The following is a 13,207-nucleotide window of genomic DNA, read 5'->3' on the forward strand; positions in this document are numbered from 1 at the left end:
TTGAGATATTTTTTAGCGTTTTTTATTGCGATATTTATCTGCGGATGTGGTTATAAACCAGTTTCAAAGATCACACATGATCTAGTTGGCGATAAAATTTACGTTGATGTGATTATCAGCAAAGAAGAACCAAAAAATAGCGTTTGGATAAAGGACGCTGTTAAAGAGGGCATGGTCGCAAGGCTAAATAAAAATTTATCAAGTAAAGAGAGTGCTGATACTTCGATAATTATTTCGGTAAAAGATTTAAATTACGAAGCAATTATTTATGATGAATTTGGCTACATTACGTCATACAAAGCACATCTTAGCTTAAATTATAAGACTAAATTTAAAGATGGTAGCGTAGTTGATATTCCAGCCACTGGCGAGTATGACTTTAGTGTCGCAAGACGTCAAAAAGATGTAAGATTTGCTGACAGCGTTCTTAGTGATACTCAAAAATACGAAGCTATCAAAGAGGCATCAAAAGAGGCCTTTGATGAGTATATCGCAAGTTTAGCTGTAAAAGGATATAGAAATGGCAGCAGTAACCGTTAGTCAAATAGTCAAGGAGGCCTTAAATGAGATCAAAGATCGTCATTTGATGCTAACGCCAGAGAATTACACTGAAGTATATAATGAAATTTCTAAAAAATATGGCTTTACAACAGAAGAGAGTAAAAAGATAGAAAAATATATCTCAAGGCTTGGCGATGAATATAAAAATCAAGCCCTAAGCCTTCATATAAAGACGGTCGATGAGTTTGTCGCTTTTATGACTGCCAGGCTCTCTAGAGGTGCTCAACAGGGAGCAGGACTTGCGACTGATGATAAAAAACTACAATCACTAAACGCATTTGCTAGAAGAATTCTACAAGCTATCTCAATGCTTCACAATAAAGATGCAAAAAGCTTAGCAGAGCAAAGTATGCAGCTACTTGCTAGAAGATATGATGAGAAAAATCTTGAAGAAATGTGCCTTAGATGGTTTGATTTTGTTAGCTCGTACGACACTGAATTTTTAAAATTTTTGAAATATTATGGTGTTAGAAATTTTGATGATTTAAGGACGATGAGTTCTGAACTTGAGAAATTTCTTACACAAAAAGATGAAGATGGCGAAGAAGATGTTTTGATTCAGCTTTTAAGCCTTACTCTTGAACCTTCTATTACAAAGGATCTTGATGAAGAGCTTAGCACGATAAGAAGTACTTTGAAGCAAAATCCTAAAACCTTAAATAGCAAAGAATTTCAAGAAAAGGTAAAGGCATTTGTTGATCGAAGAATAGAAGAAGATAGAACAGAAATCATAGAAAAAGTTGGTTCGCTAAATAATGTCTTGCAAAATATAAGCGAGAGAATTTCTGATATTGCAGTTAGCTCGCAAAGTAGTTCTGATAAAGTAAAAAGCATTAAAAATGATCTAAAAAATGTAAATTTAAATACAAATAGCATTGATCAAGTAAGAAGCATGCTTATTGAGATCGCTGGTGCTTTGGAGATCGAGAGTAAAGAGCTTGGTATCGAGATGCACAATAGACAAGCTACTATTTTAGAGCTTCAAAATAGAGTGAACAGCCTTGAAAAAGAGCTTGAGGAAGCTAAACTGGAGAGCAAAGAGGACTTTTTGACAAAAGTATCTACTAAGCGTGCTTTGATGAACGAGATTCAACGCATTGAAGAGGCATATAAACGCTATGGGACTGATTACTCTATATGCTTTGTTGATATTGACTTTTTCAAAAGTATAAACGATACTTATGGGCATGAGGCTGGAGATGTTATACTTTCGGCGGTAGCTCAAGTACTTAAGAAAAACGCTAGAAAGGTTGATTTCGTTGGTAGATATGGTGGCGAAGAATTTGTAATCTTACTTCCAAGTACTGGCTTAAAAGATAGTGTTAAATTTGGAGATAAGCTAAGAAGTATGATAGAAAATTTTAAATTTATCTATAAAAATGAGCGTATCAAGGTTACTATAAGCTCCGGCATAGCGACAAGAAGTGCAAATTTAAGTGAGACGATGACGCTTGAAGCTGCTGATAAGATGCTTTATCTCTCAAAAGAAAATGGCAGAAATCAAGTAATGCCAAAGATAATCGAGGAAAAATGAGCCTAGCGAAATTTCTTGATGGCAAGCCACTTTACTACAAAGAGATCGACTATGGTAGGATCATAAGGGCTTATGATACGATCAAAGGTCATCTAAAACCTTTTAAGATAATCCACATCATCGGCACAAATGGCAAAGGTAGCACAGGCCGCTTTTTAGCACAAATTTTAAGCCAAAAAGGGGCAAAAGTAGGGCATTACACGAGCCCACATATATTTAAATTTAACGAGCGATTTTGGCTAAATGGCGAAGTCGCTAGCGATGAAATTTTAGAGGTGGCTCACGAGCGATTACAAGCTCTTTTAAGTGATGAATACAAGATAAAAACGAGCTATTTTGAGTATATGACGCTGCTTTCTGCGGTGCTTTTTGAGGGTTGTGACTACTTTGTCTGTGAGGCTGGCATGGGTGGCGTGCTGGATGCTACAAATGTCTTTGAAAAAGAGTTAAGCATTTTTACACCTATTGGGCTCGATCATACTGCAGTTCTTGGAGATAGCTTGGAAGAAATTTCACGCACGAAATTTGAAGCTATGGGCAAAAGAGCTATTTTAAATGATGAGATGAACGAGATAAGCGTTGCTATCGCAAAAGAGATTGCAAGCGAGAGGGGCACAATTTTGAGCTTCCCAAGAGAAATTTTAACCAAAGAAAATTTAAACGAGATCGCAAACTATGCAGATAAATTTAATCTACCAGAGTTTTTACGCTCAAATTTAACTCTAGCCTACGCTGCGGCTAAAATTTTAGATAGCAGTATAGACATAAAAAAGCTTGGTGCTCTTACGCTTCGTGGCAGATGTGAAAAGATCGCTTCAAATTTATACGTTGATGTCGGTCACAACGAGCTTGGCGCAAAGGCTGTGGCTAATAAATTTAGCTCTGATGAATTTAACGGCAAGAAGATAACGCTAGTTTATAACTCATTTTTGGATAAAGATTTCAAGGCAGTTTTGGCAGCTCTAAAGCCAGTCATCGAGGGCGTGCTGCTTTATCACTACCACTGCGAGGGCAGGGAGCTTGGTGGAGAGCTCATAAACAAAGCGCTAAACGAGCTTGAAATTTCTCATAGAGAGTTTGAGTCAAGCGATATGAACGATATAAAAGAGGCAAAAAACGGCAAAATTTACTTAGCTTTTGGCTCATTTCATCTAGTTGAAGCCTTTTTAAAAGAGTACTATGCAAGCAAAGGTCTATGAGTATCTCTTAACACACGCTCCGCAAATTCTTATCTGTGAAGATGATAAGGAGGCAGCTCTTTGCACTGATGCGGCTAGTTTTGCTGGTTTTAGTGCATTTAGGTTGCCTGATTTTAGAGCTAAAAAGGGAGATGATCTAAGAAGTTTTAACGAAGAGCTCTTTGAAATTTCATCCGTTCTTAGCAAATACTATAAATTTGATGGCAAAAAGATCATCATAAGCCCATTTAGCACCCTTTTAAACCCACTTCCAACGCAAAAAAACCTAGAAAGCTCAACAATCAAGCTAAAAGACAGTCTAAATTTAAACGAATTTGCCGACTTGCTCATACGCTTTGGCTACGAGTGCGTCGATATCGTTGAGAGCGTTGGCGAGTTTAGCATACGTGGCGAAGTCGTGGACATTTACGGCGTAAATATGGATGATCCTGTTAGAATTTTACTCTTTGGCGATGAGGTAGAGAGCATTAGAAACTATAACACCGCCACGCAAATTAGCAACAAAAATGAGCTAAGCGAAGCCGAGATCGTGCCATTTATCGCAAATCTAAGCAAAGATGAGTTTGAAAAAGTGAGCCAAAAGATCGAGGATATGCAAAGCGACGCCTTGGTGAGCGACCTAAATTCGCTTGGATTTTGGGCGATAGATAGCTTTAGCGACTATTTAAAAGTTTTTGACTCAAAGCTGGTTAAGAAGATCGATTTTGAAATTTATGACGCATCTGAGGAGAAATTTAAGGGCATTGAAATTTTGCCTGAGCCAAAGGTCTATAAAGACCTAGAAGTTACTTTAAATTTTGACTTTTTTGAACTAAATAAGAGCAAAAATATAACCGTTCTTTCAAGAAACGAGGGGCTTTTTAAGGGCTATGAGCTTGATGGCTTTACAAATGTAAAGCTTGAAATTTCGCCCCTTGTGGTAAATTTAACCTCAAGCGACAAGATCGTAGTCTCACTAAATAAATTTGAGAAAAAAAGGCGAGTTAAACGCTCAAGCCTCGTGGTGGATGAGCTAAAAGTAAATGACTATGTCGTGCATGAAGAGTATGGCATAGGCCGTTTTTTGGGGCTTGAAAAGATCAAGGTTTTGGGTGCTACGAAAGAATTTGTGGTTATCGCCTATCAAAATGACGACAAGCTTCTTTTGCCAGTTGAGCATCTAAATTTGATAGATCGCTATATCGCGCAAAATGGCTCTATGGCGGTGCTTGATCGCCTTGGCAAGGCAAATTTTGCCAAGATAAAAGAGAAGGTTAGAGAAAAACTCTTCGCGATCGCCTCAAAGATCGTAGCGATGGCGGCAAAAAGGGAGCTAATCGCAGGCAAGATTTTACAAAAAGAGGACATCTCTTATCTAAATTTCGTCCAAGATGCTGGCTTTTCATATACGAGTGATCAGCAAAAGGCGGTAAATGATATAAAAGATGAGCTAAAAAGCGGAAAAGTTATGGATAGGCTGCTTAGCGGAGATGTTGGCTTTGGTAAGACTGAAGTTGCGATGAATGCCATTTTTACCTGCATAAAATCAGGCTTTAGCGCATTTTTCTTCGTGCCAACGACACTTCTTAGCTCGCAGCACTACAAGACGCTAAGCCAAAGATTTAGCAAATTTGGCATAAAGGTCTTTAGGCTAGATCGCTTCTCAAGCGCTAAAGAAAAGGCAAGCTTGCAAAAAGCACTAAAAGAAAATGAGCCCATAGTTTGCGTGGGTACGCATGCGCTTCTTGGGGTAAAGGCTGAAAATTTAGGGCTTATCGTCGTTGATGAGGAGCATAAATTTGGCGTTAAGCAAAAAGAGCAGCTAAAAGAAATTTCTCAGCACTCACACATCTTAAGCATGAGCGCCACGCCGATACCAAGAAGCCTAAATATGGCGCTTAGCAAGATAAAAACATATAGCATTTTAGCCACTCCGCCAAGCTCAAGGCTGGATGTGAGAACAAGCGTGAGAGAGTGGGACGAAAAGGTCGTCAAAGAGGCGATCATGCGTGAGCTAAGACGCGGCGGTCAGACCTTTTACATCCACAACCACATCGCAGACATCGAGCAGACGGCAAATGATCTAAGAAAAATTTTGCCAAAGCTTAGAATTTTGATACTTCACTCAAAGGTAAATGCGAAAGTCACCGAAGATGAGATGATGAAATTTGAGCGGGGCGAGTATGACCTACTACTTTGCACCAGCATCGTTGAAAGCGGTATCCACTTGCCAAATGCAAACACCATAATCGTAGAAAATGCCAATAAATTTGGCATGGCTGACCTGCATCAGCTGCGCGGACGCGTGGGTAGAAGCGACAAGCAGGCCTACTGCTACTTTTTGGTGGAAGACAAAAACGCCATTAGCAAAGACGCACTAAAACGACTTGTCGCACTTGAGGGCAACTCATTTTTGGGCGCTGGCTCGGTGTTAGCCTATCACGACCTTGAGATAAGGGGTGGTGGTAATATCATCGGCGAGGCACAAAGTGGCCACATCGAGGCTATCGGCTACTCGCTATATCTAAAAATGCTAGAAGATGAAATAAACAAACTGCTAAATCAAGACTCTGCAAAGCTTGACAAGATCGATCTAAAGCTTAGTGTGAGCGCCTTTTTAAATCAAGAATTTATAAGAGAAGATAGACTACGACTTGAAATTTATAGACGTCTTAGTAAATGTAAAGAGGTGGGTGAAGTCTATGAAATTCAGAGCGAGCTTGAGGATAGATTTGGCAAGATAGATACGTTTACAAAGCAGTTTTTAGACGTCATTATCATCAAAATTTTAGCTCTAAAAGCTGGCATAAAAACGATCTTAAATAGCGAGCAAAATATACTAATAACAAAAAATGATGATGAGAAGATCAGGTTAAAGTCACGTAGCAAGGATGATGACGATGTATTGGCTGAAATTCTGGTCTATCTAAGAAAGGATAAGAAGTGATAGATTGGGGCGTGAAGTATGCAGCGATTTACAGAAGTACAAAAGGCATGCTAAAACCAGTTGATGATATTAATTTTGTTGATATCGACTCACTTTATGGGCTGGAAAAACAAAAAGAAATTTTACTAAAAAATACTCTAAATTTTATCGAAGGCAAGGATGCAAACCACGTGCTTCTTTGGGGTGAGAGAGGATGTGGCAAGTCAAGTCTCGTAAGGGCTGTTTTTACTAAATTTTATAAAGCAGGACTTCGCATAGTTGAGCTCGGATGCGAAGATCTAAAATACCTTGGCGACATCATCGACGAGATTAGAAAAAGTGAGTTTAAATTTATTATTTTTTGCGATGATCTAAGCTTTGAAAATGGCAGCAATGAGTATAAATTTCTAAAGCCTATCATGGACGGCTCTATCCAAAAGCCTCCAAAAAACGTGCTTTTATACGCCACATCAAACCGCAGACATCTAATAAGCGAGTTTAAAAGTGAAAATGAAAACTCAGAGCTAATAGACGGCGAAATCCACTATAGCGACGCAACTCAGGAGAAAATTTCACTCTCAGATCGCTTTGGTCTTTGGATTAGTTTTTATCAGGGTAACTACGATGAGTACCTAAAAATGGTCGATTTTTACTTTAAAGATTACACTGGCAACAAAGACGAGCTTCACACACTTGCTAAAAATTTCGCCACCCTTAGAGCTAGCAGAAGTGGCAGGACTGCAAAGCAGTTTTATCTCACATTTAAAGAAAATTTAAAATGAGATCAACTGATCTGTTTTTAGCTCTGCTAAATCACAAAAAGAGAAATTTAGACGAGCTAAAATGGCCGGGCGAGGGCACTTTTGAGGTTGTTTTGGGAGCTATCTTGGTGCAAAATACCAACTGGAAAAATGTAGAAAAAGCGCTAGATAATCTAAAAAAAGCGAGCAAAGATAGCCTGCAAGGCATTTGTGCGCTTGAAAACAGCGAGCTTGCCACGCTCATAAAGCCAAGTGGCTTTTATAACACAAAGGCCAAACGGCTAAAAACGCTTTGTCTAGCCATAAAAAACGAGTTTGGCGATTTTGAAAATTTTAAAGAAAATGCCAGTCGCGAGTGGCTAATAAATGTAAAAGGCGTTGGGGCTGAGACTTGTGATGCGATACTGGCATATGCTTGCGGCAAGCCTTATATGGTCGTTGATGCTTACGCGCTTAGGATAGTGGCGTATTTTGACTATAATTTCGAGTGCTATGACGAGGCGGCTGAGTGGCTTAGCTCGCTTGATTATGATGAAATTTATAAATTTCTTGATAGCGAGGAATTTGATGAAGTTGAAATTTTAAAGCTCTATCATGCTCTTATTTTGGAGTTTTGTAAAGAAAATTTCAAAGGTAAAATTTTAAGCCAAAATGGTCAAAAAATATTAAGTAGCATTAAAAATTAAACTACTAATATGTAACAACTCTTTATAAATTTGCCAAAGATTGGGGCTTTTTATAGTCTATTTTAAAATTCTGTGCTAAATTTACACAAAATTTATCTTATTTAATTTAGGAGGAGTGATGATTTACGATAACATCGTTAAAACGATTGGTAATACACCTATTGTAAAGATAAAAACAGGTGCTGATGAAGCCGAAATTTATGTAAAATTAGAGTTTTTTAACCCAGGTGGCTCTGTAAAAGATAGGATCGCATTTAATATGATAACTAAAATGCTAGCTGACGGTACGCTAAAATATGGTGATACTATCGTTGAGCCAACGAGTGGAAATACTGGCATTGGTGTAGCGATGTGCGGTGCTGCACTTGGTTTTAAAGTGATACTTTGCATGCCAGAGAGCATGAGTATCGAAAGACGCAAAATAGTGGCTGCTTATGGCGCACAGCTTGAGCTTACTCCAGCGTCTGGTGGTATGAAAGCAGCGATCGCAAGAGCTACAGAGCTAGCAGCTCAGCCAAATCATATAATGCTAAGCCAGTTTGAAAACAAGTATAACCCACAAGCTCACGAACTAACAACAGCTGCTGAAATTGTGGCTGATTTTAGTAAGCTTGATGCATTTGTAGCTGGTGTTGGCACAGGTGGTACAATAAGTGGCGTAGCAAAGATTTTAAAAGAAAAGGGCTATGATACTAAGATCATCGCAGTTGAGCCTGAAGCATCGCCGGTTTTAAGTGGTGGCAACCCAGGACCACATAAAATTCAAGGCATTGGAGCCGGATTTTTACCAAATACTATGAATATGAGCCTAGTTAGCGAGGTAGAAAAAGTAAGCAACGATGACGCACTAAACGCAGCTAGAGCAATCGCTAAAAGTGATGGACTCATGATAGGTATAAGCGGTGGTGCTGCTTACGTGGCTGCAAAAAGAGTGGCTAAAAGACTTGGCGCTGGCAAAAAAGTACTTTTCATAGCTCCAGATAATGGCGAAAGATACTTAAGCACAGAGCTTTACGGAGCATAAAAATATGTGGGAGAGTCTAAAAGAGCTAGTTCAAACCGTCCGTGAAAAAGACCCATCGGTACATAAGTGTTGCTTTTTAGCAATACTTATAAACACTCCTGGCATCCATGCGGTTTTGTTTCATAAAATTTCTCATTTTTTATATAAAAAAGAACATTTTTTTCTAGCTAGACTCATCTCACAAATTGCAAGATTTTTAACAGGCATCGAGATCCACCCTGGCGCAAAGATCGGTAGGAGATTTTTTATAGATCATGGCATGGGTGTGGTTATCGGTGAGACAGCTGAGATAGGCGATGATGTAATGATGTATCATCAAGTAACACTTGGAGGCACTGGAAAAGAGTGTGGCAAAAGGCATCCGACTGTAAAAAATGGCGTGACTATCGCAGCTGGCTCAAAGATACTAGGTGCCATAACTATCGGTGAAAATGCTAAGATCGGCGCAAACTCAGTCGTGTTAAAAAATGTCCCAGCAAACGCGACAGTCGTTGGTATACCAGCGAGAATAGTTCGAGTAAATGGGACAAAATTTGAACCAGAGTTTATTATCTAATCTCAAAGACTAGATAAATTTATTCTTACTTTTTATGCTTTAAAATTTGAGCATAAATTTCGTCTTTTAGTTTTAACTTCTCTTTCTTTAAATTATCAATTTCAGATGGTTTTGCCAGATTGTCGTCTATTTTTTTATTTAGTTCATCATGCTTTTTGCAAAGAGCAGCAAAACGAGCATCTGTTTTCTTTAGCTCATTTATAAGGTCTGTATATTCATGTAACATATCGGCTCCTATAAAAATTTGAGAAATTTTATCAAGACTTTGTAAATACTTGGATATAAAAAAGGCGCTAAGCTATTGCTTAAATTTTTAAAAAGAGCGAGTAGAAAAATTTATTTTATACGTATTTAAATTCTTCAGGTTTGTGTTTGCTTTTTACAACACGCTTGGTTAGACGTATTCCATCAACGGTACCGATAACCAAAAGTTTTGATCCTGTCCCCACTAATGTATCGCCATTTGGCATTGGTACAAAATTATTATTTATATCTCTAATGCCCACTATGTCTGCATTTGTTATATTTCGTAGATGAGTTTCTTTTAATCTTTTAAATCTTATCCAAGAATAATCAGGCACAAGAATTTCTTCTATATCGATAGGTGAATTTTTTGTATACAAAAACTGCTCTAATAAATTTTCCATGTCCGGCCTTACGCTCATAGCACTTAACCGCTGTGCGACTAAGCGAGATGGGCTTACCACATTGTCAGCGCCTAATTTTTTTAATCTTTGCGTATCGTCTTCTGTCTCTGCATTTGTGATGATATGATAAGGCTTTCTGCGACCTATCTCTTTTTCATAAAGTCTTACAGATGCTATAAGGGCGATGTTATCAGCAATATTTGAGCTAAGAGTTATAAGACCTTTTGCGCTTGATAGATGTGTTTTTAAAAAGGCAATTTGTGTATGTGGCTGAGCTTTTATGAAATATGGATATTTATAAATTTGAGCTAGCTCTGCGATATCTTCTCTGTCATCGACCACTACAAAAGGTATATGATTTTCGCGAAATTGAGCACTAAGTTCTATTGTGTATAGATTGTGATAACAAATAACGAAGTGATTTTTTAGTCTTGCGATCCTATAAAGCATGCGTCGTTCCTTTAAAATGCTAATTAATGTACCTCTTTTTAAAACCTCAACCACAATACCGATCGATAGTGTAAATATAATAAAACCAATAAGTATAAACGTGATAGTAAAAATTCTGCCCTTTGGAGTTATTGGAGCAACTTCGGTAAAGCCAACTGTTGTAAAAGTCATACCAGCTTGGTAAAAGGCATCTATTAGCGAGAAATTATCTATTAAGACATAACCTAATGTTCCAAAAAGTAACAGCAATACGACTGAAATTAGTGGAAATCTAAAAGGTTTTAATTGTTCGTAAAGCTCAGTATCTAGGCTTATTTCTGGTTTTGTAGAGTTTGACCAGTTGAGGAATTTTAAAAGTCTTGAGAGAAAAGACATAAATTCCTCTTCATTTTATATTCTTAGTTTGATTGTTTTTTCATCGTTCTTAGAGTAGAAGCAGCAACTTTTATCTTTCTTGTAGTACCATCTTCTAGTGTAACGCGAATCGTTCTAAGATTTGGCAAGAATCTTCTTTTAGTTTTATTGTTAGCGTGGCTCACATTGTTGCCTATCATCGGTCCTTTGCCTGTTATCGCACATCTTTTTGACATTTTTTTTCCTTATAAACAAAAATTTCTGCTGATTTTATCTAAAACAAACAAAAGTAATGCTTAAATAGATTCTTTTTTAAAAGAATTGATTTTTATTAATAATCTAGATAAAATAACACCTTTGCCTATAATTATAAATAGCAAAAATATTTAGAAATCTTGAGTGATATAAAATGCTTAGTAAAGAGTTGATCGAAAAAAATGTTGATTTTGTTTTACAGATGCCAACTCTTTTTGAAAAGGTCGAGCGTTTTTTATTAGCTGGTAATCTAACTGAGGCAGTTACTACTTTACAAAATATAGCATCTTTTAAAACTTATTTTAACTCCATTTTTAAACGTGCAAAATTTGATATTCCTTATGATGGCAACGATTTGGTAGTAATAGTAAATATGCTTGGCATTGATACTTTTAGAGCGATAGTGCTTTCTTATTTTATATTTTTAAAATCCCCAAAAATTTATAAGGTATTTAATTTTAAAATAGTCGATTTGATAGAGCTTAATGCTAAAATTTTATCAGATTGGCTAAAGGTATTAAATTCTTTTAAAGAAAAGCACTATAACTATTTATCGCTTGCTCCGTATTCTATAGCCTGTATTATAGTGTGTGAGAATTTATTTTCGAAATTTCCATCTTATATGTCAGATGTTATTTCGTATTCTGATGTAAGCTATAATAAAATTTTACAAAAAAAATATGGCTTTAGTCTTTGGGATATTTTTTTAAAAGCAATGAATATGAGTAAGCAATCATTAAGCAAGATTGATAAAGAGATGCTTTGTTTTTTTAAAATTTTACTCTCTTATGAGTCCAGCAGGTCTGAATTTTATGATTTTGGAGTTGATAAAATTTTAGATATCAATGTTTATCCAGAGATGCAAACCATTATATTTATTAAAAAAGCTCTACAAAAATGAAATTAACTTTTAATGGTTCTATGGCAATTATAAGGCCTTTTGGTTTTTTGGAAGCAGAGAATGTTCCATTAAAATTAAGTGAAAAATATATAAACCAAATTTCATCGCGTGATATCAGTGCTATACTGCTTTCACTAAAAAATGTTACATTTTTTAGCCCTATTTGGCTTGGTAGAGTAATTGAAAATTTAAGCGAAGAAGCGCAAAAACTTGGCGTGGTATTTGCGATTTGCGATTACAATGAAATTTTTTATGAATTGATGATGAGAACAGTTAAGAATATTTTAAATATTTCAATGTTTGAAAGTGAAAATATCGCAAGCTTGTTTTTAAATAAATTTCTAAACAATGCAAATGACAAAGTATTCATTTATAACTCAACTGAGCAGTACAAGCACTATTTAGCTAATTATCTCAAAAATCGCTCATTTAATGTGGTTGAGGCTAGAGATGCGACCGAGTTTAATAAAAAAAAGAATTTATATAGTTATGCAGTATCACAGCTAAATCATGTAAGATTAAGACAAAATCAGATAGATACTTTTATAAAAGATGGTGTCGTTATTTATGCCATAAAAAGTTTTATGGACTCAGATTTTATTGAAGATTTTGATATGTCAGCTCATGACATTATGCTAAAAATCGGATATAAATTTTTTATTTTATGGGTAAATATTTCCGGTGCTCTAAATATAAGGGGTGCAAAATTTCTAATCAAACTTGCTAGCATTAGCAAAAGATCAGGTGCATTTATTTCGCTTTGTGGCATAAACGAATCAAATTTATCTATTGAATTAGTAACGTATCTTAAAGATGCAAATATATTTATCTATAAAAATTTAAATGACTTTTACAAAGACGACACTATTTTTTATCTTAAAAAAAGAGACTTTGATGCAGAGCCGGTAGATATTAACAAGAGCGTTGCTCAAATTTCATTTTATGTGACGCAAATTGCGAGCAAAATTATCTCACAATTAGCAGAAGAAGAAATTTTGTGTGTTGATACCAAAGTTAGTGCACTTGACATAGAGGATGAGTGCGATTATTTGCGTATTTGTGTTCAGTATTATGGTGATATTTACGCAAGAGTGCTATTTGGAGTAAAAAAAGATAAATTAGACAAAATTTGCTCTATTTTTATGCCTGAAGGCAATGATTCAAATGATTATTTAAGTGGATATTCTCAAATTTTTAGTATCATTACAGATAAATTTTTGACTCATCTTTGGCAAAAAGGCATAAAAGTAAAAGTTAGCTTGCCTAAAATTTTATCTGATGATGTTTTTTTCGATCACAATAGTGTAGGCATCATGAATAGACTAGATGTAAAAGATGATGAAATAGGCTTTGTATTTGTAACCAAGTGAGGAG

Annotated in this window: 13 protein-coding genes; 10 read left to right on the forward strand and 3 right to left on the reverse strand. The window is 36.2% G+C overall.

From position 1 onward, the window contains the following. From lptE to epsC, 8 genes are all read left to right on the forward strand, one after another. Entirely contained in the window at window positions 1-540 is a 540-nt protein-coding gene (gene lptE / locus CVT15_RS03495) for an LPS assembly lipoprotein LptE (RefSeq protein ID WP_072594887.1), read from the forward strand. Further along, window positions 521-2,095, forward strand: a complete 1,575-nt coding sequence (locus tag CVT15_RS03500) for a GGDEF domain-containing protein (RefSeq protein WP_107897977.1) — start codon at window positions 521-523, stop codon at window positions 2,093-2,095. Before lptE ends, CVT15_RS03500 begins: the two co-directional genes overlap by 20 nt. Further along, on the forward strand, window positions 2,092-3,294 hold the full coding sequence (locus CVT15_RS03505) for a Mur ligase family protein (RefSeq protein WP_103576445.1): 1,203 nt from the start codon (window positions 2,092-2,094) through the stop codon (window positions 3,292-3,294). The genes CVT15_RS03500 and CVT15_RS03505 overlap by 4 nt, the downstream gene beginning before the upstream one ends. Then, the gene (gene mfd / locus CVT15_RS03510; protein WP_103576446.1) at window positions 3,275-6,220 is read left to right on the forward strand and encodes a transcription-repair coupling factor; all 2,946 of its coding nucleotides are present in this window, start codon (window positions 3,275-3,277) and stop codon (window positions 6,218-6,220) included. Before CVT15_RS03505 ends, mfd begins: the two co-directional genes overlap by 20 nt. Continuing rightward, complete coding sequence (locus CVT15_RS03515) at window positions 6,217-6,981, forward strand: ATP-binding protein (RefSeq protein WP_103576447.1); 765 nt, start codon at window positions 6,217-6,219, stop codon at window positions 6,979-6,981. The genes mfd and CVT15_RS03515 overlap by 4 nt, the downstream gene beginning before the upstream one ends. Beyond that, entirely contained in the window at window positions 6,978-7,646 is a 669-nt protein-coding gene (locus CVT15_RS03520) for an endonuclease III domain-containing protein (protein ID WP_103576448.1), read from the forward strand. The genes CVT15_RS03515 and CVT15_RS03520 overlap by 4 nt, the downstream gene beginning before the upstream one ends. A gap of 118 nt (window positions 7,647-7,764) precedes the next feature. Next, a complete protein-coding gene (gene cysK, locus CVT15_RS03525; protein ID WP_072594893.1) occupies window positions 7,765-8,670 on the forward strand; it encodes a cysteine synthase A in 906 nt (301 codons plus the stop codon). A 4-nt stretch (window positions 8,671-8,674) separates the two neighbouring features. After that, window positions 8,675-9,226, forward strand: coding sequence for a serine O-acetyltransferase EpsC (gene epsC / locus CVT15_RS03530; RefSeq protein ID WP_084041512.1), 552 nt, complete (start codon window positions 8,675-8,677; stop codon window positions 9,224-9,226). A 25-nt stretch (window positions 9,227-9,251) separates the two neighbouring features. Here epsC and CVT15_RS03535 read toward each other — a convergent pair whose 3' ends face one another. The 3 genes from CVT15_RS03535 to rpmB form a co-directional block, all read right to left on the reverse strand. Further along, window positions 9,252-9,452: a YdcH family protein gene (locus CVT15_RS03535; protein ID WP_021091004.1), complete on the reverse strand. Its 201-nt coding sequence runs from the start codon at window positions 9,450-9,452 to the stop codon at window positions 9,252-9,254. A 115-nt stretch (window positions 9,453-9,567) separates the two neighbouring features. Continuing rightward, complete coding sequence (locus CVT15_RS03540) at window positions 9,568-10,698, reverse strand: potassium channel family protein (RefSeq protein ID WP_021090478.1); 1,131 nt, start codon at window positions 10,696-10,698, stop codon at window positions 9,568-9,570. Window positions 10,699-10,721: 23 nt separating this feature from the next. Then, window positions 10,722-10,913 carry a 50S ribosomal protein L28 gene (rpmB, locus tag CVT15_RS03545; protein WP_021090707.1) on the reverse strand — a complete coding sequence of 64 codons (192 nt, stop codon included), beginning with the start codon at window positions 10,911-10,913 and terminating at the stop codon, window positions 10,722-10,724. 173 nt (window positions 10,914-11,086) lie between these two features. On the opposite strand from rpmB, the gene CVT15_RS03550 reads away from it, so the two are divergent. Beyond that, on the forward strand, window positions 11,087-11,833 hold the full coding sequence (locus CVT15_RS03550; RefSeq protein ID WP_107897976.1) for a hypothetical protein: 747 nt from the start codon (window positions 11,087-11,089) through the stop codon (window positions 11,831-11,833). Between the two features lie 47 nt (window positions 11,834-11,880). Then, entirely contained in the window at window positions 11,881-13,203 is a 1,323-nt protein-coding gene (locus CVT15_RS03555; RefSeq protein WP_196088086.1) for a hypothetical protein, read from the forward strand. The last annotated feature ends 4 nt before the right edge of the window (window positions 13,204-13,207 follow it).

It is taken from the genome of Campylobacter concisus (genome assembly GCF_003048595.2).
GTDB classification, from domain to species: domain Bacteria; phylum Campylobacterota; class Campylobacteria; order Campylobacterales; family Campylobacteraceae; genus Campylobacter_A; species Campylobacter_A concisus_L.